23 protein-coding genes and 1 tRNA gene are annotated in these 25,905 nt (G+C 55.6%); 17 read left to right on the plus strand and 7 right to left on the minus strand.

What is annotated here, in order from left to right:
• Positions 1–30 precede the first annotated feature (30 nt).
• From ACKLNI_RS10290 to ACKLNI_RS10310, 5 genes are all read left to right on the plus strand, one after another.
• Entirely contained in the window at positions 31–1,242 is a 1,212-nt protein-coding gene (locus ACKLNI_RS10290; RefSeq protein WP_413718982.1) for an NADP-dependent isocitrate dehydrogenase, read from the plus strand.
• A gap of 511 nt (positions 1,243–1,753) precedes the next feature.
• Positions 1,754–2,971 (plus strand): bifunctional alpha/beta hydrolase/OsmC family protein, encoded by a 1,218-nt coding sequence (locus tag ACKLNI_RS10295; protein ID WP_413718983.1) that lies wholly within the window; start codon positions 1,754–1,756, stop codon positions 2,969–2,971.
• 84 nt (positions 2,972–3,055) lie between these two features.
• Positions 3,056–4,063 (plus strand): deoxyribose-phosphate aldolase, encoded by a 1,008-nt coding sequence (gene deoC, locus ACKLNI_RS10300; RefSeq protein ID WP_413718984.1) that lies wholly within the window; start codon positions 3,056–3,058, stop codon positions 4,061–4,063.
• A gap of 4 nt (positions 4,064–4,067) precedes the next feature.
• Positions 4,068–4,367 carry a hypothetical protein gene (locus ACKLNI_RS10305; RefSeq protein WP_413718985.1) on the plus strand — a complete coding sequence of 100 codons (300 nt, stop codon included), beginning with the start codon at positions 4,068–4,070 and terminating at the stop codon, positions 4,365–4,367.
• A 7-nt stretch (positions 4,368–4,374) separates the two neighbouring features.
• A complete protein-coding gene (locus ACKLNI_RS10310; RefSeq protein ID WP_413718986.1) occupies positions 4,375–6,711 on the plus strand; it encodes an aldehyde dehydrogenase family protein in 2,337 nt (778 codons plus the stop codon).
• Between the two features lie 333 nt (positions 6,712–7,044).
• Here ACKLNI_RS10310 and ACKLNI_RS10315 read toward each other — a convergent pair whose 3' ends face one another.
• The 6 genes from ACKLNI_RS10315 to ACKLNI_RS10340 form a co-directional block, all read right to left on the minus strand.
• A complete protein-coding gene (locus tag ACKLNI_RS10315; RefSeq protein ID WP_413718987.1) occupies positions 7,045–7,512 on the minus strand; it encodes an Hsp20 family protein in 468 nt (155 codons plus the stop codon).
• Positions 7,513–7,628: 116 nt separating this feature from the next.
• Complete coding sequence (locus tag ACKLNI_RS10320) at positions 7,629–8,303, minus strand: trypsin-like serine peptidase (RefSeq protein WP_413718988.1); 675 nt, start codon at positions 8,301–8,303, stop codon at positions 7,629–7,631.
• 32 nt (positions 8,304–8,335) lie between these two features.
• Entirely contained in the window at positions 8,336–9,181 is an 846-nt protein-coding gene (locus ACKLNI_RS10325) for a trypsin-like serine peptidase (protein WP_413719109.1), read from the minus strand.
• Between the two features lie 89 nt (positions 9,182–9,270).
• Positions 9,271–10,569 carry a glycolate oxidase subunit GlcF gene (gene glcF / locus ACKLNI_RS10330; RefSeq protein ID WP_413718989.1) on the minus strand — a complete coding sequence of 433 codons (1,299 nt, stop codon included), beginning with the start codon at positions 10,567–10,569 and terminating at the stop codon, positions 9,271–9,273.
• Complete coding sequence (locus ACKLNI_RS10335; protein ID WP_413719110.1) at positions 10,569–11,795, minus strand: FAD-binding protein; 1,227 nt, start codon at positions 11,793–11,795, stop codon at positions 10,569–10,571. The genes glcF and ACKLNI_RS10335 overlap by 1 nt, the downstream gene beginning before the upstream one ends.
• A 52-nt stretch (positions 11,796–11,847) precedes the next feature.
• A complete protein-coding gene (locus ACKLNI_RS10340) occupies positions 11,848–13,296 on the minus strand; it encodes an FAD-linked oxidase C-terminal domain-containing protein (protein ID WP_413718990.1) in 1,449 nt (482 codons plus the stop codon).
• Positions 13,297–13,464: 168 nt separating this feature from the next.
• Between ACKLNI_RS10340 and ACKLNI_RS10345 the strand changes: the two genes are divergently transcribed.
• The 8 genes from ACKLNI_RS10345 (at position 13,465) to ACKLNI_RS10380 (ending at position 21,732) form a co-directional block, all read left to right on the plus strand.
• Entirely contained in the window at positions 13,465–13,836 is a 372-nt protein-coding gene (locus ACKLNI_RS10345; protein ID WP_413718991.1) for a hypothetical protein, read from the plus strand.
• Between the two features lie 322 nt (positions 13,837–14,158).
• Positions 14,159–15,439, plus strand: coding sequence for an urea ABC transporter substrate-binding protein (gene urtA / locus ACKLNI_RS10350; RefSeq protein WP_413718992.1), 1,281 nt, complete (start codon positions 14,159–14,161; stop codon positions 15,437–15,439).
• Between the two features lie 72 nt (positions 15,440–15,511).
• Complete coding sequence (gene urtB / locus ACKLNI_RS10355) at positions 15,512–17,491, plus strand: urea ABC transporter permease subunit UrtB (protein ID WP_413718993.1); 1,980 nt, start codon at positions 15,512–15,514, stop codon at positions 17,489–17,491.
• Positions 17,492–17,494: 3 nt separating this feature from the next.
• A complete protein-coding gene (urtC, locus tag ACKLNI_RS10360) occupies positions 17,495–18,760 on the plus strand; it encodes an urea ABC transporter permease subunit UrtC (protein WP_413718994.1) in 1,266 nt (421 codons plus the stop codon).
• Positions 18,757–19,497: an urea ABC transporter ATP-binding protein UrtD gene (gene urtD / locus ACKLNI_RS10365; RefSeq protein WP_413718995.1), complete on the plus strand. Its 741-nt coding sequence runs from the start codon at positions 18,757–18,759 to the stop codon at positions 19,495–19,497. Before urtC ends, urtD begins: the two co-directional genes overlap by 4 nt.
• A gap of 2 nt (positions 19,498–19,499) precedes the next feature.
• Positions 19,500–20,195: an urea ABC transporter ATP-binding subunit UrtE gene (gene urtE, locus ACKLNI_RS10370; protein ID WP_413718996.1), complete on the plus strand. Its 696-nt coding sequence runs from the start codon at positions 19,500–19,502 to the stop codon at positions 20,193–20,195.
• 100 nt (positions 20,196–20,295) lie between these two features.
• On the plus strand, positions 20,296–20,739 hold the full coding sequence (aroQ, locus tag ACKLNI_RS10375) for a type II 3-dehydroquinate dehydratase (RefSeq protein ID WP_413718997.1): 444 nt from the start codon (positions 20,296–20,298) through the stop codon (positions 20,737–20,739).
• A 303-nt stretch (positions 20,740–21,042) separates the two neighbouring features.
• The gene (locus ACKLNI_RS10380; RefSeq protein ID WP_413718998.1) at positions 21,043–21,732 is read left to right on the plus strand and encodes a GntR family transcriptional regulator; all 690 of its coding nucleotides are present in this window, start codon (positions 21,043–21,045) and stop codon (positions 21,730–21,732) included.
• 508 nt (positions 21,733–22,240) lie between these two features.
• On the opposite strand, the gene ACKLNI_RS10385 is transcribed toward ACKLNI_RS10380, so the two are convergent.
• Positions 22,241–22,316, minus strand: a tRNA-Lys gene (locus ACKLNI_RS10385).
• Positions 22,317–22,458: 142 nt separating this feature from the next.
• Between ACKLNI_RS10385 and ACKLNI_RS10390 the strand changes: the two genes are divergently transcribed.
• The 4 genes from ACKLNI_RS10390 (at position 22,459) to ACKLNI_RS10405 (ending at position 25,654) form a co-directional block, all read left to right on the plus strand.
• A complete protein-coding gene (locus tag ACKLNI_RS10390) occupies positions 22,459–23,034 on the plus strand; it encodes a COG3904 family protein (RefSeq protein ID WP_413718999.1) in 576 nt (191 codons plus the stop codon).
• A 39-nt stretch (positions 23,035–23,073) separates the two neighbouring features.
• On the plus strand, positions 23,074–23,889 hold the full coding sequence (gene dapF / locus ACKLNI_RS10395; RefSeq protein WP_413719000.1) for a diaminopimelate epimerase: 816 nt from the start codon (positions 23,074–23,076) through the stop codon (positions 23,887–23,889).
• A complete protein-coding gene (gene mtaB / locus ACKLNI_RS10400; RefSeq protein WP_413719001.1) occupies positions 23,889–25,148 on the plus strand; it encodes a tRNA (N(6)-L-threonylcarbamoyladenosine(37)-C(2))-methylthiotransferase MtaB in 1,260 nt (419 codons plus the stop codon). Before dapF ends, mtaB begins: the two co-directional genes overlap by 1 nt.
• Before the next feature lie 95 nt (positions 25,149–25,243).
• Positions 25,244–25,654, plus strand: coding sequence for a c-type cytochrome (locus ACKLNI_RS10405; RefSeq protein WP_413719002.1), 411 nt, complete (start codon positions 25,244–25,246; stop codon positions 25,652–25,654).
• Positions 25,655–25,905: the final 251 nt, after the last annotated feature.

A 25,905-nucleotide genomic window follows, 5' to 3' on the forward strand; every position in this document is an offset into this window, starting at 1 on the left:
GCCTCTGCCGGTTGGATCAGGAGGCGACGTATGTCCAAGATCAAGGTAGCCAATCCCATCGTCGAGATGGACGGAGACGAGATGACCCGCATCATGTGGGACATCATCAAGCAGAAACTGATCCTGCCTTATCTGGATGTCGATCTTGTCTATTACGACTTGGGTATGGAGGAACGCGACCGCACAGATGACCAGATCACAATAGACGCAGCCGAGAAGACCAAAGAGGTTGGCGTTGCCGTCAAATGCGCCACGATCACCCCGGACGAGGCCCGGGTCGAGGAATTTAGACTGAAAAAGATGTGGCGATCGCCGAATGGCACAATTCGCAACATCCTCGGCGGAGTGATCTTCCGTCAGCCAATAATCTGTAGGAACGTGCCACGCCTTGTTCCCGGTTGGACCAAGCCCATCGTTGTTGGACGACACGCCTACGGAGACCAGTACCGCGCCACCGATTTCCATTTTCCCGGCGCAGGCAAGCTGACGCTGAAGTTCGAAGGTACCGATGGTGAAGTTATCGAGCGCGAGGTCTTCGATGCGCCCGAAGCCGGCGTTGTCATGGGTATGTATAACTTGGACAAATCGATCTATGACTTCGCGCGCGCATCGTTCAACTATGCCTTGAACCTCGGCTGGCCACTTTATTTATCCACCAAGAACACAATCCTCAAAGCCTATGATGGCCGGTTCAAGGACATCTTTCAGGAGGTCTACGATACCGAGTTCAAGGACGCGTTCGCGGACAAGAAGATCTGGTATGAGCACAGGCTGATCGATGACATGGTCGCCTCGTCGCTGAAATGGTCGGGGGGGTATGTCTGGGCCTGCAAGAACTATGATGGCGACGTGCAGTCCGACACGGTAGCACAGGGTTTCGGTTCCCTGGGTCTGATGACGTCCATTCTCATGACGCCTGACGGCAAGATTGTCGAATCGGAGGCCGCCCACGGCACTGTGACTCGCCATTATCGTCAGCATCAGGAAGGCCATAAGACTTCGACCAACTCCATAGCCTCGATTTTCGCTTGGACGGGCGGCCTTCGGCATCGCGCCAAACTCGACGAAAACGAGGCGTTGCGTTCATTTGCCGAAACTCTGGAAAAGGTTGTTGTCGAAACGGTCGAGTCTGGTCACATGACGAAGGATCTGGCCCTGCTCGTGGGTCCCGATCAAGGCTGGCTGACGACGACGGGGTTCCTTGACAAGATCGATGAAAATCTGGCCAAGGCCCTAAACTGACTCTGTTCATGGTGCCGGGGAGGACCCAGAGAGTTACACACTGGGTCACGTCCCTATCTTGCCAAGCAGTACAGACCGAGCAAAGGTCAAGAAAGATAGGCATCCAGTGGCGTTTGGATGACTGCACGTGTCAGGTAACTGCCTATCTCCTTGAGACCGCCCTTGATCCAGTGGTCCCCGTAGGTCTTGATTCAGGTTTCCTCAGAGGATTGAATCTGCACTCCTTTAGGGGAGATAAATGGAGTTCCCATGTTGATGTTGCTCGTTTCGGCGTACACGCGCACTTTGCCCCAGTAAATGTGCGTTTGCACGACGCGTGGTCGGTAAGTCAGGATGAAAGCGGGACAACGGACCGTTTCTATGGATATGGCAGGCTGGTTGGCGAGACTGTTCCACGAACTGGGTCTTCAGCCTAATCGCGACCTCTCACCTTTCCGTTAGACTATTGACAAGCCAGTTGTCCGCTGTCGGCAATACAACGATGTTGAAAGCCAACTGAGAGGAGTTGGCGATGGGCACCGAACGATTCACTTTCCAGGGTCATTCTGGAGATATGCTGGCTGCACGGCTTGACATGCCCGATGGGCCACATTTGGCAACGGCCCTATTTGCCCATTGTTTTACCTGCGGAAAGGATATCGCAGCGGCCCGCCGAATCGCCTCGCGCTTGGCTGCGATGGGCATTGCCGTCCTACGGTTTGATTTTACGGGACTTGGGCACTCGGATGGAGAGTTCGGGAATACGACCTTCAGTTCGAATGTGGAGGACCTTGTCCGCGCCGCAAATGCCCTGCAATCAAGAGAAATGCCTCCGGCACTTCTTATTGGGCACAGTCTCGGAGGGGCGGCCATTCTGAAGGCTGCGATCGAGATTCCCGAAGCGAAGGCCTTGGTGACGATTGGCGCGCCTTTTGATCCCGGCCATGTCACTCACAACTTCAGTGACTCGTTGGAGAAAATCAGGGAGCATGGAAGTGCCCCTGTCGATCTGGCAGGTCGGTCCTTTACGATCGGGCGCGACTTCGTCGAGGATGTGGAAGGCACTTCGCTGGAGCGAGTGATCTCGAAGCTTGGCAAGGCGCTTCTGATCCTGCATGCCCCCCGCGACGCAACGGTCGGTATCGAAAACGCAACACGCATCTTTTCTGCGGCGAAGCATCCCAAGAGTTTCGTGACGCTCGACGACGCCGACCATCTTGTGTCGAGCGCCTCGGACGCCGAGTACGCCGCCGAGGTTATTGCTGCTTGGTCGGGACGATATCTTGGCCTGCGCGCCCCTGCGCAACCTCCCGGCGCACCTGAGGGCATAGTGCGGGTCTCAGAGGCGGATCCGAATGGGTTCCTTCAGGACGTGAACTCGGGTCCTTTCCACCACACACTCGCGGATGAGCCAGCCTCCTATGGTGGGACTAACAGGGGCATGTCGCCTTACGGCTTCCTTGCGGCAGGTCTCGGCGCCTGCACCTCGATGACAATCCGAATGTACGCACGCCGAAAGGGATGGCCGCTGGATCATGTCTCGGTCGAAGTCAGCCACGACAAGGTACATGCACAGGACGCCAAAGGCGCAGGCGCGGTCAGAATCGACACGTTTCGGCGTGCGATCCGGCTTGTCGGTGAATTGTCGCATGAGCAGCAACAGCGCCTGATGGAAATCGCCGATAAGTGCCCGGTCCATCGCACATTTGAGCACGGAGCAAGGGTCGAAACTGTTTTGATGGAGCACTGAAGGATTCGTTTTTGACCAATCGGTCAATCTTGATAATTGGATTGCTCCATGTCACCATTTGTGTGTCAAATAGGGGCTCAGCGAATGTCAACCAAGACCAGTGTCGTGTCCCGATCTGCCTCGGGCGAGGCGCAATTGCCGCAAGTTCACGAACCGCGCAATCCCGGGACTGATCTTGATCTCGATCGAATCGCATCGATTCAGGCCAATACGTCAGCTATCGAGCGCAGGACAGCTACTTTGCCCGGGCGCCGCTCGGTCAAGAAAGAATATCAGGCTGCTTGGCTTCTTCGAGCAATTACTCTGATCGACCTAACAACGCTTTCGGGCGACGACACCCGGGGTCGGGTCCGGCGGCTCTGCGCAAAGGCGACCAATCCGGTGCGCCAAGACATTCTCAACGCGCTTGGCATGCCTCCAATCACCACGGGCGCAGTTTGCGTTTATCATGACATGGTCGAGACGGCAGTCGATGCGCTTGCTGGTACAGGGGTTCCCGTGGCTGCAGTGTCAACCGGGTTTCCGGCTGGTCTTTCTCCTCTGCGATTGCGAATTGCCGAGATCGAGGAAAGCGTGAAATCCGGCGCCAGTGAGATAGATATTGTGATTTCGCGTCGTCACGTGCTTACGGGCAACTGGCAGGCGCTCTATGATGAAATGAAATTGTTTCGGGCCGCGTGCGGTGACGCGCATGTCAAAGCAATTCTCGCCACGGGCGAACTTGGGTCTCTCCGGAATGTGGCGCGTGCCAGTTGGGTTTGCATGATGGGCGGTGCCGACTTCATCAAAACCTCCACTGGCAAGGAAAGCGTGAACGCCACCCTTCCCGTCAGTTTGGTCATGGTCCGCGCGATCCGTGCCTATCACGAGGCAACCGGTTACCGGATCGGGTACAAGCCTGCAGGCGGGATTTCCAAGGCGAAAGACGCAATTACATATCTTACACTGATCAAGGACGAACTGGGCGATCGTTGGTTGCGTCCCGATCTGTTCAGATTCGGAGCATCTTCACTTTTGGGGGATATTGAGCGGCAGTTGGAACACCACGTCACGGCCCGCTACTCGGCGGTCTACAGACATGCATTGGGATAAAGTAATGACCGTCGCACCAGATACTTGGCCCGAGGCCACCGACTATTTCCGCTTCTATTCCGAAGGTCGGCACGATCGGCTTGCCAAGGTCGCCTTCATATACAGCAGCGAGGAAGTGCGCGAATCCAAGGATGGCGAAAAGCTGTATATCGGGCGTGCTGGCGCCGATGGGATTGAATTTGTCTACCGTCGAGGATCGCCCGATATCTGGGCATATTACCCAATTGACGGCGATCTGGAGTGGAAAGCTGAAAACATCGAGGGCTTGGAACGCGCCTGGAAGACCGGAGCGCTCAAAGTATGAGGCAGACATGACGGTCCAGGATATCTTCGAGACTATGGAATACGGCCCTGCGCCGGAGGACGCCTCCGAAGCGTTGAAATGGCTCGAACGTCACGGTGGTCGGTTTGGTCACTACATCAACGGGACCTGGACAAGACCGGCGCGTACCTTTGCCTCCAAAAACCCGGCAACGGGTCAGACGCTGGCCAAGGTCAGCCAGGCGTCTTCCAAGGATGTCGAGGCTGCGATCGCTGCTGCGCGCAAGGCGCAGAAGGCCTGGGCGCGTGACGCCAAGGGGCGTGCTCGCGTCCTCTACGCGATCGCCAGAATTATACAAAAGCAATCCCGCCTTTTCGCGGTTCTGGAATCTCTCGACAACGGCAAACCAATCCGTGAAAGCCGCGACATCGATATTCCCCTCGTGGCTCGACATTTCTACTACCATGCCGGCATGGCCCAACTGATGGACGAGCAATTGCGGGGTCGTGAAGCGCTGGGTGTCTGTGGTCAGATCATACCGTGGAACTTCCCGCTTCTTATGTTGGCGTGGAAAGTCGCTCCTGCTCTGGCCATGGGCAACAGCGTGGTTCTTAAGCCCGCTGAGTATACTTCGTTGACCGCTCTCCTTTTTGCGGATCTCGCGCGCGAGGCGGGTCTTCCCAAAGGCGTTCTGAACATTGTCACAGGTGACGGCCACGTGGGCGAGATGATCGTGAGCCACCCGGATATCGACAAGATTGCCTTCACCGGCTCAACCAATGTGGGTCGCAAGATCCGTATTGGGACAGCTGGTTCAGGCAAGTCCCTGACGTTGGAGCTGGGCGGCAAGTCCCCCTATATTGTCTTTGATGATGCCGACATAGACAGCGCTATCGAGGGTCTGGTCGATGCGATCTGGTTCAATCAGGGGCAGGTTTGTTGCGCTGGCTCCCGGCTTCTTGTCCAGGAAGGCATTGCGGAGGATTTTCATGGACGCCTCAAGGCTCGCATGGACAAGCTTCGGATTGGCGACCCGCTCGACAAATGTATCGATGTTGGTGCGGTAGTAGATCCTGTTCAGCTTGAGTCGATCAAGTCAATGGTCGCGGGCACGCGTGGAGAAGTCTATCACGCATCGACACCGGTTCCCGAGATTGGTTGTTACTATCCTCCCACCCTGATTTCCGGTCTGGCGACATCTGACACGTTGATGCAGGAAGAGATCTTCGGTCCCGTTTTGGTCAGCACGACGTTCCGTACACCTGAGGAGGCCGTCGAACTTGCAAACAATTCCCGATATGGCCTTGCTGCAACGATATGGAGCGAGAACGTCAATCTTGCGCTTGATGTAGCGCCCAAGCTGGCTGCGGGCGTTGTCTGGGTTAATTCCACGAATCTGTTCGACGCAGCCGCTGGATTTGGTGGTGTGCGAGAGTCGGGTTTTGGTCGTGAGGGTGGCTGGGAAGGGTTGATGGCCTATACCCGAGCGACAGCAAAGTTGAAGAGTCTGAACCCAACACCTGCTGTAGTAGCCCCGGACGAAAAAACTGTTGAAGGCGTTGACAGAACAGCAAAGCTTTTCATCGGGGGAAAACAGGCGCGTCCCGACAGTGGGTATTCCCGAGCCGTTTGGTCCAGCAAGGGGAAGCTTTTGGGCCATGCCGGGCTAGCCAACCGCAAGGACCTCAGAAACGCAGTCGAGGCCATGAACGCGGCGCGGGGCTGGTCGCGTACGACCGGGCATCTTCGAGCACAGATCCTTTACTATCTTGGTGAGAACCTTTCAGCACGTGCCGGAGAGTTCACTGCGCGGATCAATGATTTAACTGGAAAACGAAGTGGTGCGTTCGAGGTCGAGACTTCTATCGATCGGCTGTTCACGTGGGCTGCCTGGGCAGACAAGTACGATGGTCGAGTAATAGGCGTCCCGATCCGTGGTATTGCATTGGCAACGAACGAACCTGTTGGCAAGATCGGTACTTTTGCGCCTGACGAATTGCCTCTTTTGGGTCTGATTTCTCTTATCGGGCCAGCGCTGGCGATGGGAAACAGGATTACTCTCGTTGCCTCCGAGCCCTTTCCTCTGGCCGCCACCGACTTCTACCAAGTTCTTGAGACGTCTGACGTACCGGCAGGGGTCGTGAACATCTTGACAGGCTCTCACTCTGAGCTCGCCCCGCACATGGCTGGGCACATGGATCTGGACGCGGTCTGGAGTTTTTCTGGAAGTGACCTTTCTGGCGTCGTCGAACGCGAAGCGGCAGGAAATTTGAAGCGTACCTGGGTGAATTATGGGAAGACACGCGACTGGTTTGCCGCCGGAGCCGAAGAGTTTCTTTCGGCAGCGACCGAGATCAAGACTGTCTGGGTGCCCTACGGCGAGTAACCTGTCGTTGCTCGAGGCTTGAATTGCGTCCGATCTCACGATGTGAACTGTCAAGGAACCGGAAGGTGATACCGGACGCAAATGGCCCAGACAGGATATCAGCAGTCCGGGATTGGGCGTCTTAAGTGTAGGTGACGGCCAGGGACAGTACGGGGGTGCTCGACCCGAATTGCCCGAGATCAGCGATTAAACGTCGTCTCGTGGCGCTTTGTGCAAAGAGCAAAATCCGTTCTGTTGGCGAATCCTTCAAGCGGGGTCACGCTGCGTGAGCTAAAAAGTTAAAACGCGCCCAGTTTGACCGGGCGCGTAGCGGGTTTCAGAACGGCAAGGTAATCAATTTACCGAATTGGTTTCGACTGCCTTACCTTCCAACGTGTCACCTGCTGCGATTGCTATCCGTCGCGGTTTCAGCGCTTCGGGCACTTCGCGTACTAGATCGATATGCAACATGCCGTTGACATGGCTGGCACCAGTTACGTGCACATGGTCGGCCAAGGCAAAGCGACGCTCGAATGCTCTGTTGGCGATGCCGCGGTGAAGATAGGTTTTGTTCTCGTCTTCGGCAGCCTTGCGGGCCGAGACAAAAAGAGCGTTTTCCCGAACCTCAACGCTGAGGTCATCTTCCGAGAACCCAGCGACGGCAATCGAGATGCGCCAGGCATCTTCGGCGGTCTTTTCAATATTGTAAGGCGGATAGGACGGCGTTGTGGCGGTATCCGTCAAAACCCGATCCATCAGGTCGGCGATCTGATCAAAACCAACGGTGGCCCGGTAAAGCGGTGCAAGGTCAAAGTTACGCATTCTGGTCATCCTCAATGAGCGATAACATCGCGCCCTCCCGTTTGGGCAGGGCAGGTTGTCGCCGGATCCATTATCGGCATCCGGCAAAATTCAGATAGGAAGAGGGTTTTGTGGCTTCAAGTGCCGCGTTCTCGGTCGAACAGGTCGAGAAGGGGCGGAAGCCGAAGGCGCACGTCGGAGGCCTGTGCCACTGGTTGACCGAGGAGTTGAGCGCGGCTTGAGATAATTGCGACCAACTCAAGCCCTTCACTGGTTTTTCGCAAAACCGGCGCGCCACTTTCACCACTTTCGACGTCGCATCCGAGTGTCACCAGACCTTGCAGGCCCACCTTGAGGACCGTGCAGGCCTTCTGCCGCGGCTTAGGTCCGTAGGATTCCAGCCAACTCACCACAAAGAGAGTTTCCCCCGGTTGCGCTTCGTGACCGATTGGCATCGGAGGGATCCGGTCTAAGGCGCCGGATGGCCTTAGCTCGATGGCTCCCACGTCGAACCGGAATTGCCATTCAACCCGGGGGCTTTCTCGATCATAGAGAGGATGTCTGACCGCTCGGTTTGCAGGCACTGGACCATCACCGGAACCACTTCTGAAGGCCACTCCGGAAAGATCTTTGGAATCCGGAGTGCAGTGCGCAGCGGTCACAACGATGTCTGGAGCGATCAACACCGCCGAACAAGTTCCGCCAGTCATCGAAAATTCGATGCGGCCGGCGGCGTCAACGGCTTCTCCTGCGTTCGCGGGAAAAGTAGCCCATATCAGTAGGGCTCCGGCACAAGAGCTGAGCGCTTTCATCCAAGCGATTCTTGAGGTGTTTTCAACTGGTTTCAAGGCCGCAAAAATTTTGCGCCACCACCTCCACTGCCCACCGAACGAACGCGTGTCTGATCGCTGCGAATGGTCTTCGCTTCGATGCTTTGTTGTGCAGTCATCCCGCCGCCGGTTCGGAGAATGGTCTTCAGCTCCGAGAGAGGCTTTTCAAGGTTCGTTCCTAGGGAAACGGGTCGACCCTGCACCTCGGCCTTGGCCGAGACCACCGAAACAATGGTTGGGGCACCATCGACTTCCACAAAGATGGGTGCGCCCGAGGAGCCAAAATCAACTTCGCATGATAGAACGAGCGCACCTCTTTGGCGGGCCAGGACATAACAAACCCTCTGGAGGGAAGGTGATGAAGCCCGGTCGTGCGCGTAGGAGACGACACCAACGTTCTGACCTTTGCGAGGTCTATTGCCAGTTGCGTATGGGGTTATGTTCGACAGTCGGATCTCGCTCTCCAGCTCCAACAGCGCAATATCATTGGCCACATGCAGATCGCCATTCGGTCCGGTAAAGACGTAGTCCGGATGGACTATCGCCCGGCGAACATTGCGGGATGCAGTGGAGCGCCCGTTCCTCCAGCCTGCATGGAACTTGACCTTTTCCGGATCTATCCGGCTACCGTCCCTTGCATCGAAAAGGCAATGCGCTGCGGTCAAGACGACATTCGTCTCGATCAATGCGCCAGTGCACATGCCGCCTGCGCCAATACTGATAAGCCCAACGGCTTCCCAGCCGCTTGCCTCGTAAGCAGTCATGAGCTCACGAAGTCCTGTAGCCTCCTCCCGATCTTGGGCGGCCAGACCTTGTGTCAGAAGAAGTACTGCTCCGAAAGAAGCGAAAAGTCTTCGCATATTCTTCCCCTTTACCGGTGATAACAAGCTATCGAAGGGATTTGGCAAGAATATGTCCGGGGAATTCGACTCAGAGTTGCAAACTGGCGCTACTCCATAACATCTTTCAGTGCTGGTGGTTTGGGGCCGCCCGTGGCCCAATCCAGCAACTCGACAGTATGTACTATTGGGACATCCGTGCCTGACCCGATCTGCATCATGCAACCGATATTCCCTGCTGCAATGACATCGGGGTGCTTCGCTTCAAGAGTACGGACCTTGCGGTCCTTCAGTTTTGCCGAGATTTCGGGCTGCATCAGATTGTATGTGCCGGCAGAGCCGCAGCAAAGATGCGGATCCGTTGGCTCCACCACTTCGAAGCCGACCGTTTTCAAAAGGTCCTTGGGGGCTGTCTTGATCTGCTGGCCATGCTGAAGAGAACATGCTGCGTGATACGCCACCCGCAGACCTTTGGCTTCTCCTTTCGGGAGTTTCAGTTTGGTCAGAACTTCGCTCACATCCATTGCAAGTTCGCTGATGCGCGCGGCATCGGGAGCCATTTTGGAGTCATTGCGGAACATGTGGCCGTAATCCTTGACAGTCGTGCCGCATCCGCTTGTGTTGATTACGATCGCATCGAGGCCACCGTCCCTCACCTCGGCCATCCATGCTTGGATGTTCTGTGCGGCTGAGGCATGGCTTTGGCTTTCCTTTCCCATGTGGTGGGTCAAGGCTCCGCAACATCCCATTCCATCGGCGATCACCACCTCGGCCCCGAGCCTGCGCAGTAGGCGTATGGTTGCATCATTGATGTCCGTATTGAGCGCGCGCTGGGCACAGCCTGTCATCAGGGCGACGCGCATTTTCTTCCGGGTGTAGGCAGGGAACGTCTGAGGGTCGTCATTTCTGCTTACGGCCGGAATCTGTCTTGGGGCCATTGCCAGCATCGCTTTAAGTCGCGCGTCGGGCATAAGAAATGCGAAAGGACGACCAATCTTTGCGCCTAGCAAGGCGAGTCGGAAGCGTGTTGGATACGGTAGTATTTGCGCAAGAGCCCATCGCAACAGGCGATCCATTATCGGCCGCTTGTAGGTCTTCTCGATGTGGGCGCGGGCATGATCGACGAGGTGCATGTAATGCACACCCGAAGGGCAAGTTGTCATGCAGGCAAGGCATGAGAGGCAGCGATCTATATGTTTGACCGTTTTTTCATCGGCTGGCCGGTCGTTCTCCAACATGTCCTTGATCAGATAGATCCGGCCTCGCGGGCTATCGAGTTCGTCGCCAAGGACTTGATATGTCGGACAGGTTGCCGTGCAGAAACCACAATGGACGCACGATCGGAGAATTTCGTTCGCACGTTGAATTCCGGGATCTTTCAACTGCTGTTCGGTAAAGGTTGTTTGCATCAGTCCATCAATCCCGGATTTAGAATTTGTTTTGGATCGAACTGTCTTCTAAGCCCTTGCGCCAGTCGAGCGAGGGGCTCGGCTTCGGGTTGAAATACAGAGACAGTGTTCCGTACCGCGTCCGACGCCTTGACTAGGGTGGCGTGGCCACCGGCTTGGCCGACGCGATCCTGAATCCTGGAATGCAAAATGGCAGCGCCCCGGTCGCCTTTGCCGAGATCGTCAAAACCAGAGTGCTCTGCAGCTATTTGCTCAAGTTGGTTATGATCCGCAGCGATCCAGAGAAGGCCACCGCCCCAGTCATACAAGCAATCAAATGCAAGCTTTTCCCTTAGGGCCTGCACTATTTTTGGCGAGGCCCCTGGCTTCAACGAGATCCTGCAGACGGAGCTTTTGTCTCGAAAAGCTTCGACGTCCTTTATCCAGCGCCAGCCAGCTTCGTAACCTTGGCCTCCATCGTTTCCGTTGCGTCGTTCGATTTCGGCTGGCCCGAATTGAGCCAAGAGTTCCTTTAGTTGCGCAGCCCTGTACTCAACGGAAGTTTCGAATCCTTCAACCCGCACCATGGTGACCGGCCCGCCGTCTAGTCCTTGTGGCGAATGTGCAGCGCCCGACACGTCATAGGGCGAGCCGAGCGCAGCGGACATCGCCGAAACTGCCAGTTCGTCACTTAGGCCTCTCAACAACAGGACGGCAGCCGTATCCGGTTTCGGTAGGACTTTCAGGCTGACCTCGGTCATGACTCCCAAGGTGCCGCGACTACCCGCCAAGAGTTTTGTCAGGTCGTAACCGGTCACGTTTTTCATGACGCGGCCGCCGTTCTTGATGATGCTGCCCGCACCATCCACAAACCGGACGCCCAAAAGAAAGTCGCGGCAGGCTCCGGATTGTATCCTGCGAGGGCCGGAGACATTGCCGGCAACGACCCCACCGACTGTAGGAGTTCCTTTCGTGCCCAAAAGGGTGCGGTGATCCATGGGTTCGAAGGCCAGCATCTGACCTTCCTTTTCAAGCGCCGTCTCAATTTCAGCCAAAGGAGTCCCGGCTCGGGCTACCAGTGTCAGCGCGCCTGGTTCGTAAATTGAGATCCCTGATATCTTCGAAGTAGACAAAGGGTCTCCATTGACCACGCGCCCTACTGGTCGTGTGCCGCCGCCGCTTATGTGCAACGGCGAGGTCGTGCCGGCTATCACCTCGGCAAGCTCGTCTTCGGTTTTCGGTGTCAGCACGGCTTGTCCTTTTTGCTTCCCGAATCCGGTTCGGGTGGCCGGATTTCTTTCAGGCGGCCTTAGCCGGGTTCTCGCGTCGAGTTCGGCTTGCATCCAACGGAAAGACCTTTGCCGGGTTCAGAAGCCAATCAGGGTCGAAGACATCCTTCACACGCATCTGTGACTCCAGATCGGCGGAAGCGAACTGCGAATGCATAAGGTCGCGCTTCTCGATTCCCACGCCATGCTCGCCTGTCAGGCAACCGCCAACCTCAACGCAGAGTTTGAGGATCTCGGCACCGAATGCTTCGCAGGTCTCTAAGTCGCCGGGTTTATTGGCGTCGAACAAAATCAAGGGGTGCATGTTGCCGTCGCCCGCGTGGAAGACGTTCGCTACATCCAGACCGAACTCCTTGGACATCTCGCCAATCCGCTTGAGAACGTGCGGCAACGAGGTGACGGGAATCGTGCCGTCCAAGCACATGTAGTCGTTGATCTGTCCCATCGCGCCAAAGGCCGACTTCCGGCCCAACCAGATCCGGGCAGCCTCATCGGCGTCCCCCGCTTCGCGAAGTTCAACCGGATCATGCTTACGGGCAATCTGTTTGATGAGGCCAAGCTGGTAATCGATTTCCTCCGGGCTTCCTTCAACTTCAACGATCAACAGCGCTTCGCAGTCAGGATAGCCGGCCTTAGCGAATGCTTCGCAAGCACGGATGCACGGTCGGTCCATAAACTCTATCGCCACTGGCAGCACGCCGGCCTTGATTATGTCGGATACACAAGTACCCGCTACCTCGTTGGAATTATATCCAATCAGGACGGGTCGGGCTCCTTCCGGCTTGGGCAGAATTCGCAGGGTCGCCTCAGTGACGACTCCCAACTGGCCTTCGGAACCGCAGACGACACCGAGCCAATCGTAGCCGCCGGCATCCATATGAGCTCCGCCAATCTCGACGACAGTGCCATCCATGAGAACCATCGTCACGCCAAGAAGGTTGTTCGTCGTAACTCCGTACTTAAGGCAGTGTGCGCCCCCCGAATTCATTGCTATGTTTCCAGCGATCGCGCAGGCGAGTTGGGATGATGGGTCTGGTGCGTAAAAGAAGCCCTCTGTCTCAACCGCGCCAGTCACGCTTAGATTTGTGCGGCCCGTCTGGACTCTGATGAACCGGTTGTCATAGTCCGTTTCAAGCACATTGTTCAGGCGTGCGACGCCCAGGATGATACTGTCCGCTGTGGGCAGCGCACCGCCCGCCAGGGACGTACCCGAGCCTCTCGGAACCACCGGTATTCCTTCTTCGTGGCAGATACGAAGAATAGCAGAGACTTCATCGGTTGAAGAAGGGAGTACCGCACAAAGTGGTGGGCACCTGTACGCAGTTAGCGCGTCACACTCGTAGGCTTTGGTTTCCGACTCGTCGGATATGACAGCCTCTGCAGGCAGTACCGACTTCAATCGCTCAACGATCCTCGGCTTTTTGGCAATGAGCGTCGGGTCGGGGGTTGGCATTTCCATGGGTACACCTCAAAATTGGTAAGTTTATATAACCAATAAAGCCAAAACGCAACTGTGGACTCTCGACCGCCGCGGACAGCGGTCCGTAACAATTGTGTGTACTCACTGTGCAGCGAACGCAAATTCAATTTCGATGGCTCAAACAGACTTTGGAATGGAATTGGATCAATGAAAAATGTCTCCTTGGCTCTGGTTTCGGTGGTCTCCCTTACACTTCTGGAGGAAGTTCGAGCAGACCCGGCGGTGGTAGAGGCGGTAGAAGCTAGGCAGTTTGGTTCCGCATGGACTTTTTCAGTAACGCTTTCCCACGGAGATACCGGTTGGGACGATTATGCCGACGGTTGGCGCGTAACGCTTGAAGATGGAACGCTGCTGGGTGTTCGGGAGTTACTGCACCCTCATGTAAACGAACAACCTTTCACCCGGACTTTGACCGGCATAGAAATCCCGGATCATGTTGAAGAGGTCTTTGTGGAGGCCAGAACCAATCTGCACGGGTGGGGAAGCGCCCGGTTTGGCGTTCCTTTGAATTCAGACTGAATCTGATGGTGGTCTAGGCGCCGAACGCCTGTCCGCACAATAATTGAGCGGTCGCAACAAATCTTGCACGCATAGTAATCATTTGCCCGCAATCCGTGCAAATCTGAAGCACGGGGTGTGGATTCGGTCGAGTTCGGAAGTAGCGTGATCGAGCGCCGGAAGTGGCGTGAAAATACGCCGTGCGGGGAATCTAAACCTGGCAGTTACTCCTCCCCACACGACGGCAACATATGTGCTGCGGTTTGTATTCTAGCGTCGCTTTTCCGGTCTTCAACGGTAGAGAGCGAGCCGATGCAAGCTGCCCTAGACGGGGAAACTCTAGATGACTTCCAACAAACTTATTGGCGCTCTTGTCGCCTCAACATGTTTTGCAGGGACGGCAGCTCTTGCGCAGGACTGCCCGGTAAAGGTCGGTGTTCTTCATTCTCTATCGGGTACCATGGCAATTTCGGAAACGACTCTTAAGGACACCATGGAAATGCTGATCGATCAGCAGAATGCCAAAGGTGGGGTTTTGGGTTGCGAAATCGAGGCCGTGGTCGTTGACCCTGCTTCCGACTGGCCATTGTTCGCCGAGAAAGCGCGCGAACTTCTTACCGTGCACGAAGTAGATGTCATTTTTGGCAACTGGACCTCGGTATCCCGAAAGTCGGTACTGCCCGTGATTGAAGAACTGAATGGTCTGCTGTTCTACCCGGTTCAGTATGAAGGGGAAGAAAGCTCGAAGAACGTTTTCTACACGGGTGCGGCACCAAACCAACAAGCGATCCCCGCGACGGACTACTTCCTCGAAGAGCTTGGTGTCGAGAAATTCGCGCTTCTGGGAACCGACTACGTCTACCCTCGGACAACGAACAACATTCTGGAATCGTATCTTGAATCCAAAGGCATTGCCGAAGCGGACATCTTTGTGAACTACACGCCTTTCGGTCACTCCGACTGGTCCAAGATCGTGGCAGACGTCGTTGCTCTGGGCGCTGACGGCAAGAAAGTCGGCGTGATCTCGACGATCAACGGCGACGCCAACGTTGGCTTCTACAAAGAACTGGCTGCTGCTGGTGTCTCGGCCGACGACATTCCGGTCGTTGCCTTCTCGGTTGGAGAAGAAGAACTTTCCGGTCTCGACACGTCGAACCTTGTAGGTCACCTCGCGGCTTGGAACTACTTCCAGTCTGCCGACACCGAAGCCAACGCAGCTTGGGTGGCGGCGTGGAAAGAGCGCATGGGTGAGAACCGCGTGACCAACGATCCGATGGAGGCACACTACATCGGCTTCAATATGTGGGTCAACGCCGCAACCGCTGCCGGGACCACGGATGTGGATGCTGTGCGGACCGCGATGTATGGGCAGGAGTTTCCGAACCTGACGGGCGGAACGGCGGTGATGCTGCCGAATCACCATCTGTCCAAGCCTGTTCTGATTGGCGAAATCCAGGCGGACGGGCAGTTCGACATCATCAGTCAGACCGAGGAAGTCCCGGGCGATGCATGGACCGACTATCTGCCTGAATCCGCCGTTCTCATCTCGGATTGGAAAGATCTTGGCTGCGGCATGTACAACACCGAGACCAAGACCTGCGTACAGATCAAGTCAAACTACTGATCCGTATTCCCTTCTGGGGGCGGGCTGACCCGCCCCCTTGCCGCCAACACATCTAGAAACGGTCGGACTCGCATGTCGGCATTTCGTCGGTTTTTCGTCGGTATCGCGTCGGTATTGCTCTTGTTGCTGGCCAACCCTGGCGCGGCCCAAGATGCCGAAGCTCCGATCCAAAAGCTTCTCCAGGATCACGGCGAGGCTATTGCCAAGTCGTCACGTACGACAATCGGCCCTGCAATCCAGGCTTTGGCAACAAGTGGTCTTCCGGCTGCCCAAATCGTTCTCGAGAAATGGCAAGCCAAGGAGATGTGGAGAAACGAGGACACGGGCCTGTTCGTGTACGCCGAAGAAGTGGACCGGGATACAATCAAGATTTTCGATTTCGCCGACGGTGCCGAGATTGGCGATTCTCCCGACAAAGACTTCGCGCAATTGAAGCCAAATAGCGGAATTCGCGGCCTGATTGGTGCGGCACTTGTCCAGTTTCAACTCAGCGATGCGGACCCAACAAACAGAATGACCGCGTTGACGGCCATTGAGAGAGATGCCGAACCATCGCACCTCGCGGCCTTGAGGTCGTCGATAGAAAACGAATCCGACCCTTCGATACGATCTCGAAAGGAGAGGCTGGAACAGCTTCTCACAATCCGTTTCGGCGAGATCGACGAAGAGCGGATCGCGGCCATCGAAGGCTTTCGAGGCGATCTGGGCGTCGATGTGCGCGCAGCTTTGAACCCATTGGTTGCAACCCGGATCGACGTTGTGGAGGGCGGGATCCCTGAAGATTCCCCGGAGATAGCCCGGATCCTAAAGGCCGGAAGCGACGCGCTTCCCGTTCCCGCAGCATACGATCTGCTGGTCGGTGCCAACCTCGTGCCACCACGCATCAGTCGCGAGGATCGGCGAAACGCGCTGATCCAGAACATTGTGGATGGCAGCGTCGCGGGTATCCGGGTCGCCGATCTGAATTCTGAAGCCACTCGTGATATGGCTTATGCCGAGCTGGCACGGACAGGAGCGGTCCGCGCGGCCGCGACCGAAAGTGAACTTGAAGACCGCATGGCAGGTTTCACCTTCGTCGAGCGCTATGTTGCAGCTTCGCCTCCCGTCGTCGAGGCAGCCTTGAGCACCCTTGGCGCAATCGATACCAAAGTCGGTTTGAACCAAGCGGCGGACCTCGCTCTGGACGGATTGTCGCTGGCGTCGATCTATTTTCTTGCGGCTATCGGCCTTGCCATCACCTTCGGCGTGATGGGCGTGATCAACATGGCTCATGGCGAGTTCATCATGATGGGTGCCTACACAGGTTACGTGGTTCAGCAGATCATCCCCGACTATACTGTTTCGATTCTCGTTGCCTTGCCGCTGGCCTTCATGGTGACCTTCGCGGCTGGTGTGGCAATGGAGCGATTGGTTATCCGTTGGCTTTATCATCGGCCTCTCGAGACGCTTCTTGCCACCTTCGGGATCTCGATCGCATTGCAGCAGATCGCCAAGAACATCTTCGGTACGCAGGCTCGCCCTCTGACCTCTCCAGCGTGGTTGGATGGGGCGTTAGTCATCAACGATGTTGTGTCCATCAGCTATATTCGGATCGCAATCTTCTTCCTCGCTCTTCTGTTTCTGGCGTTTTACCTTTTCCTGATGAACCGCACCCGCATCGGGTTGGAGACGCGGGCGGTGGTACAAAATCCCCGCATGGCGGCTTCGATGGGCATCAATCCGGACCGCATCAACATGCTGACATTCGGCCTTGGGTCGGGCATCGCGGGTGTGGCGGGAGTAACTATTGGCCTCTATGCCAAGGTCACGTCCGAAATGGGTCAGGACTATATCGTCCAAAGTTTCATGACGGTCGTTGTCGGCGGCGTGGGGAACATCTGGGGTACTCTTCTCGGCGCCACAATGGTCGGTTTCCTTCAAAAGGGGATCGAGTGGCTGAATCCGTCGAACACATTGGCCGCACAGACGTATATGATCCTGTTCATCATCCTGTTCATCCAGTTCAGGCCCAAGGGCATCATAGCCCTAAAAGGCCGCGCGGCGGAGGTCTGATTGATGGCAGATCTATCTTTCGCCTCAGGTCAGTCGCGTAGAACGCCATTCGTGATGCGTCATCCATCCGTTCTGATTTTTCTCGTCTGTCTTGCACTCTTTACCATTTGCGTGACGCTTCTTTCGGAATCCATGGGGACCGGCTTCGTCTCGACCTCGATGGTCAAGACGCTTGGCAAGACCCTTTGCCTGTGCCTTGTCGCGCTCGCCATGGACCTTGTTTGGGGATATTGCGGCATCCTCAGCCTGGGACACATGGCATTTTTCGGGCTCGGCGGGTACGCGATCGGCATGTGGCTCATGTATGCCCGTACCCGACTGATCGTGGAAGGAAGCCTGGCGGGTCTGCCCCTGCCGCCAACTGAAACCGAGATAAACGACGCAGTTGCAACCCAGATCTTCGGCGTGGTCGGTGCATCGGAGTTTCCTCCGGTTTGGGCCTTTGCTCATTCGCTCCCGTTGCAACTGGCGGCAATCGTACTGGTTCCCGGCATCTTGGCGCTGGTTTTTGGATGGCTTGCCTTTAGAAGTCGAGTTACAGGCGTATATCTCTCGATCCTGACACAAGCCATGACTCTGGCTCTTTCGCTTTACCTGTTTCAGAACGACAGTGGTCTTCGCGGAAACAATGGCTTGTCCGGGCTTCAAAACCTTCCCGGCCTTGATGGTGTGCCCCAAGCGACCGTCTCGTTATGGTTCTTTTGGGCCTCCGCGCTCGCTTTGGCTCTGGGGTATTTGCTGGCTTCGTGGGTGGTCTCGGGGAAGTTTGGAAATGTGCTTCGCGGTATTCGCGATGACGAGGCTCGGGTGCGATTTCTCGGCTATCCCGTTGAGACCTTCAAGTTGTTCATCTTTACTTTGACTGCCATTATCGCAGGAATTGCTGGCGCGCTTTACTATCCGCAAGCGGGAATTATCAACCCGGCCGAAATGGCGCCGATCGCATCGATCTATCTGGCAGTTTGGGTTGCGATCGGGGGACGCGGCAGATTGTACGGTGCCGTGATCGGCGCAGCATTTGTCAGCTTGATATCGACATATTTCACCGGCGGGCGGGCACCCGATATTCAGATGGGAAGCTATACATTCCAGTGGGTGGACTGGTGGACGGTGTTGCTTGGATTGTCCTTTGTCGCTGTCACGCTGTTTGCCCCCAAGGGGATTGGTGGACTGTTCGACATGATCACTGCCAAACGCAATCCCGAGCGTCATGGTGCGGATCTTGGGCCGGACGTGGGATCGCTTCGTGAAAAGGAAGCCAATCAATGAGCGCGCTTCTTGAGGTATCTGGTGTTTCAGTCTCTTTCGACGGCTTCAAGGCGATAAATAACCTATCATTCTCGATCGGACATGCCGAGTTGCGTGCTGTTATTGGTCCGAATGGGGCCGGCAAGACCACGTTCATGGACATTGTCACAGGCAAGACAAAACCTGATGAGGGCAGGGTGCTCTTTGGTGAAGAGTCTTCTCCGCTTTTGCGCATGAGTGAAAGCCGCATTGCGCAAATTGGCGTCGGCCGCAAGTTCCAGAGACCGACGGTATTCGAAGACCAGACCGTTTTTGACAACTTGATGGTCGCACTGAAAAAAGACCGAGGACCCTTTGCTGTCCTATTTTATCGCCCAAGCGGTGAAGACAAAAGTCGCGCGCTAGAACTTTCTGAAGAAGTGGGTCTCGACAAGCACCTGGACCGCCGGGCAGGTGAGTTGAGCCATGGTCAGAAACAGTGGCTGGAGATAGGTATGCTGCTTGCACAAGACCCGAGGCTTCTCTTGGTAGATGAACCGGCGGCAGGAATGACGCCCGCCGAGCGTCAGCACACGACGGACTTGCTGAAGGAAGCAGCCCGTACCCGGGCGGTTGTCGTTGTCGAGCACGACATGGAGTTCGTCCGTCGCCTCGATTGCAGGGTCACTGTCCTGCATGAGGGCTCAGTTCTTGCCGAGGGTTCGATTGACCACGTTACCTCGGACAAAAAGGTGATCGAAGTCTATTTGGGGCGCTAGACATGCTGCATGCACGCGGACTGACACTTCACTACGGTTCGAGCCAGATCTTGAATGGTGTCGACATTGATGCAGACAAGGGTGCAGTGACATGTGTCATGGGAACGAACGGTGTTGGGAAGACGAGCCTTTTGAAGGCACTATCCGGCACCCACACTCGGTCTAAGGGCGAGTACTTGTTGGATGGTGAGGAGGTTGGAAGACTCCCCGCGCACGCGTTGGCAAAGAAAGGCGTGGGGTATGTTCCACAGGGCCGCGACATTTTTCCGTTGCTGACAGTTCAGGAAAACCTTGAGACAGGTTTTGCCTGCCTTCCAAGTTCTGACCGTCGAATTCCCGATGAGATATTTGATTTGTTCCCGATACTTAAGGAATTTCTTGCCCGTCGAGGAGGCGATCTTTCCGGTGGACAGCAGCAGCAGCTTGCAATCGCGCGCGCATTGATTGCAAAGCCAAGGTTGTTACTGCTGGACGAACCTACAGAGGGCATTCAACCCAATATAATTCAACAGATTGGCCGGGTCATCGAATACCTTCGCGAGAAGGGGGAGATGGCGATTATTCTTGTCGAGCAATATTTTGATTTTGCTTATGGGCTGGGTGACAAATTCTACGTGCTGGAGCGTGGGGAAGTCCGGTTGTCCGGTGGCCGGCATGATTTGACGCGTGACAGGATCATGCAGGCTGTTTCAGTCTGACATCGTGGCAAAGTTTCTGTCTGCTCCTTTATCTTTCTCGTGAATTCGTGCTTTTGCTGCGATACATGATGCTGAAGTTTAAATTGCGTGGACATGCCAAGTGACCAGGACAATCTATATTCTGAATGGACCCAACCTAAACCTCTTGGGCAAACGCCAGCCTGAGATATACGGCACGGATACGCTTGAAGACGCGGCTTCTCGTTGCCGGGAGGTTGCTGAGTCTTCTGGCCTGAATGTAGACCTTCGCCAATCGAACCATGAGGGTCAGATCGTCGACTGGATTCACGAGGCGCGCCAAAAGGCTGCGGCGATCATCATAAACCCCGCGGCGTATACACATACTTCGATCGCAATCCTGGATGCTCTTTTCACATTTGATGGGCCGGTCGTGGAAGTTCATCTATCCAACATTCATAAGCGTGAGGCTTTCCGCCATCATTCTTATGTGTCGGCTCGCGCTGATGCTGTGATCGCGGGCTGCGGCATCGAAGGCTATGCTCTCGCCACGCGCCGAGTCGTATCCTTGCTAGCGAAAGCTTGAAAAGCAAATTCCCAAGTTAACGACGGCTTGGACGAAAACAATCCTTGGGCGCGGAGAGCCGAGGCGTCATGAGTGGCGATCCTTTCAAGCTTTCTGCAAACGTGCCTTTTTTGCGCTTTCGGTTCTGGCAGACTGATTACGTGTCCCAGTCTCAATGGGGCAAACTGAAAGCGGTCCTATGAGAAATGATATGCGCCTAGAACGCAGCGTTTCAGCGGCGATTCGATGAATTGTCGACTTTCTTGCCTGTGATACAAGTAAATGCCATTTTCGGTGTCAAGGTAACAACCAAGCGGTGGGAAAATGCCGAACAGCGAAGGCTCTGCTACACAACAGGCCTACACCAGACTGCGACAGTTAATCGTAACCGGTGAACTCAAGCCGAACGAGAAGCTGAAAATTGAGAGCCTGCGGCAGCGACTTGATACCGGCGCATCTCCGATCCGCGAAGCTTTGAGCCTATTAACCTCCGACAATCTTGTCGAGCGCATCGATCAACGCGGATTTCGGACCGCCGACATCAGTCGTGACAACTTTCGCGAGATCCTGACGTTGCGCTGTACCCTTGACGACCTTGCCTTGCGAGAAAGTATCGCGAACGCAGATGAGCAGTGGGAAGAAGACATTGTGCTAGCTCATCATCGTATGCAGCGTGCCCAACAGGAGCAAAGCGACAACTTTGAAGTCCTTCACAAGGCGTTCCACATGGCGATTTTGGCGAATGCGAACTCGCCGATCCTACTGAAGTTCTGTTCGCAACTATACGACCTGAACATCCGATACAGGTTCCTTGCCGGAAGCGCCTTGGCATACCAGAAACGCGATGTTTCCGAGGAACATAAAGGGATACTCGATTCGGTTATCGCGCGCGACGCCGATACTGCCAGCGAGCGCCTTCTTGCCCACTATATCCTTACGGGGACTTTCCTGGAAGGTCTGATAAGCGACGGGGAATCCGGTTCGATCAGGAGTCCTGAGCAGGCGCAAGCGTAAGGTCGAAACTGACCTTCAGCTAGGCATCGTCCACCTTTCCCGAGAGTTCAAAGCCACTGGCTGGAAAACTGCCGGCGGGCATGTACTGATAAGCCACTACAAGGCCTTCCCGCACACCGAATACGCTATCCTCGTCGAGGTTGGGATCGTCCTTTGAGAATACCTCGGTAACCAGTGGGCGAAAGGGGGGGGCGAAGGCAAAATTGTCGTTGGAACTGATGTCGCCAAGGTTCGGATTGTGTAGGACTGACGAAAAGTGACTGCCTGACGGTTCACTAGTACTAAAAACGGATTGGAAGTCGGCCTTTTTTGCCTTAGCGAGCAATCTCTCTCGCCCAACACCGTGAGCCTGCATTCGACTTCTCAAGAAATACGTCGCTCGTGGCCGCGCCCCGCCGATCTCCTCAAGATATCGAAAATGTACGATTCCGGTATTGTCGGTACCCGTCGGCGGGGTATTCAATTGAATCCCTGGCTCAGGACTACAGAGCCCGTTCTTCTATCTGAGTGGTGAGCCGTGCAGGATTCGAACCTGCGACCCACTGATTAAAAGTCAGTTGCTCTACCAACTGAGCTAACGGCCCACTCGGAGGCCCGACGTAATGGCATGGTGGTTAGGCGTCAAGGGCATTTTCGGCACCATCTGCTCGACAACGCCCGGGCTCGCCTTGACAGGGTGAGCGACGAGGGGCGACTGTGACCCGCCCATTGCCCCGAAGGAACGTCATGTTTGGCCGCCTTTTTGTTTTCTCGACAGCAATTGCGATCCTGTTGGCCTGCGCGCCTTCGGGTGGATTGCTGGTTTCCGAGAAAGCCGAACCGATCGGTGGCAACCTATTCGTTGAAACCACGGACAGCGGAGATCAGTTTCTAGTCCTGGATGGAGAGATCACGGCACAAACTTCGTATGCTTTTCTATCCCTTGTCGAACAGGCGGAAGTCGAAGGACTGGTCATTGCCCAAAGCCCGGGAGGCGATCTTCTGGCATCTCACCAAATAGGGCGTGCGATCAAGGAGCGAGGCATCAATACCATCGTTCTCGTTAACTGCATTTCGGCATGCGTCGATATATTCATTGCGGGCAAGATTCGAGAAATGACTGATCTTGCCGAGCTCGGTCTGCATTCCGCTACCGATCGGGACTTTGCGTACGAAATTGACCGAAAGTATTGGGGTGAACTTGGGTTCGCGAAGGTGAACGAAATGGCGTACCGCGTCCCCAACGACAAACTGTGGATCGTTTCGGCCAAGAGAGCACAAGAACTGCGGCTTGCCACCAACATCATCGCGGCCGAAGGCTAGACCTTCCATCATCGACGACGTGGGTTTATATGCCCGCGAATGATTGATGACACCAATAGCCGCCTACCCTTCATGAAAATGCATGGGTTGGGAAACGACTTTGTCGTTTTCGACCGCCGGTCCGGCGGGCCGGATGTGACACCTGCGCTGGCAAAATCTATTGCTGACAGACATAGAGGTGTTGGCTTCGATCAACTCGCGGTCATTCGCGCTTCCGACGAATCGGACGCCGAGGTGATATTTTTTAATGCCGACGGATCCGCTTCGGCTGCTTGCGGCAACGCCACGCGCTGTATCGCGCGCCACCTAATGAACGAGAGCGGACGTGACAGCGTGGTTCTTAAGACCCAGCGCGGACTGCTTTCTTGTGAGGACGCGGGTAACGGTCTGACGCGCGTCAATATGGGAGCACCTATTCTGGGCTGGCAGGATATCCCGCTTTCCTATGAGGTGGACACTTTACACTTGCCGATCGAGGGAGATCCGGTCGCTACAGGCATGGGCAATCCGCATTGCACGTTCTTTGTGGAGGATGCTGAGTCGATAGATCTCGCTGTTCGTGGCGCGCAAATGGAACACCATCCGTTGTTTCCGGAGCGCACCAATGTTCAATTCGCTCATCCTACTGGTCCGGACTGCCTTCGGATGCGTGTGTGGGAGCGTGGAGCCGGAATAACGCTGGCATCCGGCTCGTCTTCTTGCGCGGTTGCGGTGGCCGCCTGTCGCCGTGGATTAACTGGGCCGAATGTTACCATCGAACTTGATGGTGGAATAATCGCAATCGAGTGGCGCGACGATGGTGTCTGGATGACTGGGCCGACCGCACACGTGTTTGACGGGGTCTGGATCGGGTAATGGACCGTAAGACGCCGAAGTTTGCGACACTCGGATGCAGGCTCAATGCGTATGAGTCCGAGGCAATGCGGGAGATGGCGGATTCGGCCGGACTTGGAGACGCCGTCATAGTCAATACCTGTGCCGTAACCGCTGAAGCCGTGAGGAAAAGCCAGAAGGAAATCCGCAGGCTTCGGCGCGAGAATCCTTCCGCGAAGGTGATCGTGACCGGTTGCGCTGCACAGACTGAACCCGAGCGCTTTTCTCGAATGCAGGAAGTCGATATCGTCTTGGGCAATGCCGAAAAGATGACGCCTGCAACTTGGGCTAATATTGCAATCGGCCAGACGGAATCGGTGCTTGTCGATGACATCATGAGTGTCACAGAAACCGCCGAGCACCTTATCGACGGTTTTGGCCGACATAGAGCCTATGTTCAGGTGCAAAATGGATGCGACCATCGGTGCACATTTTGCATTATTCCATATGGCCGGGGCAATTCGCGCTCGGTACCCGCTGGAGTCGTGGTTGAACAGATCAAGAGGCTGGTTGCCCGAGGATTTAACGAAGTGGTTTTGACTGGGGTTGACCTGACTTCGTGGGGAGCAGATTTACCAGGACAACCTCGCTTGGGAGACCTTGTGCGGCGCATTCTCAAGCTCGTGCCTGATTTGCCTCGTTTGCGAATCTCTTCGATTGATTCGATTGAAGTTGACGCCGCGCTGATGGAGGCCATCGCCACCGAACCGCGGCTTATGCCGCATCTGCACCTGTCCCTTCAGGCGGGCGACAATCTGATTCTGAAACGGATGAAGCGTCGTCACTTGCGCGAAGATGCCATCAAATTCTGCGAGGAAGCCAGGGTACTTCGTCCGGATATGACTTTTGGGGCGGACATCATCGCGGGATTTCCGACCGAGACAGAGGATATGTTCGAGAAATCACTTCGCCTCGTCGATGAGTGCAAATTGACATGGCTGCATGTATTTCCGTATTCGCCTCGGACAGGCACCCCGGCAGCGCGGATGCCTCAGACTGACGTCACGACCATCAAGGAGCGTGCAACTCGGCTTCGAGAGGCGGGTGAAGCAGCTGCGATGCGTTTTCTTTCGGAACAAGTCGGCAAGGTTTCACAGGTTCTTGTGGAAAACCCCAGAATGGGACGAACAGAAACTTTCGCCGAAGTTCACTTTTCATCCGATCAGCCGGAAGGCACGATCGTTGCGACAAGCATCGAGGGATTTAGTACTGGCCACCTGCTGGGGTCGGTCAACCGATAGCGACGAAAGCAAGTCTTCAGCTTGATGCATATCAATACCTGAATGTTCATCTGCGGTTACCGTTCTCCTATTGATCCAAGGGAGAGAGAAAAACCATGAAGACACTACTCGCTTCAGTTTCTATTGGGCTGTGCCTGGTGTCAGGCGCAACGCAGGCGCAGGAAGCTAGTGTGGGTGCGCAGCTCTTCAATCAGTACTGCGCAACCTGTCACGGTAGCGACGGTGCAGGCCAAGGGCCGCTTACCGAACTGATGCTGGAAAAGCCATCCGATCTGACGCATCTGGCTGCAAATAACCAAGCGGAGCCAGGCGTGTTCCCCATGCTTCGCGTCGTCCATGTCATCGACGGTCGGACTGGACTACGTGCCCATGGGGGGTCAATGCCAACCTATGGCGATATCTTCACAGCTGAGGTTGAAGATCAGATGGGAAGCTACGGCGCAGTCCTTGAAACGCGCGGCCGTGTTCTGTCACTGGCCATGTATCTGGAATCTATCCAGAAATAATATATGGCTGGCGTGGGGCTGCCTGCGTCAGCCGACCTTGCGAAAGGTCCTTGCGACCCCAAAACGCAAAAGATCGTGACCACTGGAACGTTGCAAAGCTCATTTGAGCGGGTTTTGCCTTCTCGATCTTATCTGATGAAATCCAACATTTGTACAAGCCGCGACGATCTATCTCGTCCCTGCGCCGGATTGTCCGCTGGACGGTCCCGAAAGACGGCGTTATCTACCGCTCCAGCCAGCCGGACTCTGTC

This window comes from Silicimonas lutimaris, assembly GCF_047314965.1.
Lineage (GTDB): Bacteria > Pseudomonadota > Alphaproteobacteria > Rhodobacterales > Rhodobacteraceae > JAVJUV01.

What these genes read in the sequence shown, in the direction of transcription:
- ACKLNI_RS10290 (WP_413718982.1), top strand. Translation starts at nt 31, where the DNA reads ATGTCCAAGATCAAGGTAGCCAATCCCATCGTCGAGATGGACGGAGAC.
- ACKLNI_RS10295 (WP_413718983.1), top strand. Translation starts at nt 1,754, where the DNA reads ATGGGCACCGAACGATTCACTTTCCAGGGTCATTCTGGAGATATGCTG.
- deoC (WP_413718984.1), top strand. Translation starts at nt 3,056, where the DNA reads ATGTCAACCAAGACCAGTGTCGTGTCCCGATCTGCCTCGGGCGAGGCG.
- ACKLNI_RS10305 (WP_413718985.1), top strand. Translation starts at nt 4,068, where the DNA reads ATGACCGTCGCACCAGATACTTGGCCCGAGGCCACCGACTATTTCCGC.
- ACKLNI_RS10310 (WP_413718986.1), top strand. Translation starts at nt 4,375, where the DNA reads ATGACGGTCCAGGATATCTTCGAGACTATGGAATACGGCCCTGCGCCG.
- ACKLNI_RS10315 (WP_413718987.1), bottom strand. Translation starts at nt 7,512, where the DNA reads ATGCGTAACTTTGACCTTGCACCGCTTTACCGGGCCACCGTTGGTTTT.
- ACKLNI_RS10320 (WP_413718988.1), bottom strand. Translation starts at nt 8,303, where the DNA reads ATGAAAGCGCTCAGCTCTTGTGCCGGAGCCCTACTGATATGGGCTACT.
- ACKLNI_RS10325 (WP_413719109.1), bottom strand. Translation starts at nt 9,181, where the DNA reads ATGCGAAGACTTTTCGCTTCTTTCGGAGCAGTACTTCTTCTGACACAA.
- glcF (WP_413718989.1), bottom strand. Translation starts at nt 10,569, where the DNA reads ATGCAAACAACCTTTACCGAACAGCAGTTGAAAGATCCCGGAATTCAA.
- ACKLNI_RS10340 (WP_413718990.1), bottom strand. Translation starts at nt 13,296, where the DNA reads ATGGAAATGCCAACCCCCGACCCGACGCTCATTGCCAAAAAGCCGAGG.
- ACKLNI_RS10345 (WP_413718991.1), top strand. Translation starts at nt 13,465, where the DNA reads ATGAAAAATGTCTCCTTGGCTCTGGTTTCGGTGGTCTCCCTTACACTT.
- urtA (WP_413718992.1), top strand. Translation starts at nt 14,159, where the DNA reads ATGACTTCCAACAAACTTATTGGCGCTCTTGTCGCCTCAACATGTTTT.
- urtB (WP_413718993.1), top strand. Translation starts at nt 15,512, where the DNA reads ATGTCGGCATTTCGTCGGTTTTTCGTCGGTATCGCGTCGGTATTGCTC.
- urtC (WP_413718994.1), top strand. Translation starts at nt 17,495, where the DNA reads ATGGCAGATCTATCTTTCGCCTCAGGTCAGTCGCGTAGAACGCCATTC.
- urtD (WP_413718995.1), top strand. Translation starts at nt 18,757, where the DNA reads ATGAGCGCGCTTCTTGAGGTATCTGGTGTTTCAGTCTCTTTCGACGGC.
- urtE (WP_413718996.1), top strand. Translation starts at nt 19,500, where the DNA reads ATGCTGCATGCACGCGGACTGACACTTCACTACGGTTCGAGCCAGATC.
- ACKLNI_RS10380 (WP_413718998.1), top strand. Translation starts at nt 21,043, where the DNA reads ATGCCGAACAGCGAAGGCTCTGCTACACAACAGGCCTACACCAGACTG.
- ACKLNI_RS10390 (WP_413718999.1), top strand. Translation starts at nt 22,459, where the DNA reads ATGTTTGGCCGCCTTTTTGTTTTCTCGACAGCAATTGCGATCCTGTTG.
- dapF (WP_413719000.1), top strand. Translation starts at nt 23,074, where the DNA reads ATGATTGATGACACCAATAGCCGCCTACCCTTCATGAAAATGCATGGG.
- mtaB (WP_413719001.1), top strand. Translation starts at nt 23,889, where the DNA reads ATGGACCGTAAGACGCCGAAGTTTGCGACACTCGGATGCAGGCTCAAT.
- ACKLNI_RS10405 (WP_413719002.1), top strand. Translation starts at nt 25,244, where the DNA reads ATGAAGACACTACTCGCTTCAGTTTCTATTGGGCTGTGCCTGGTGTCA.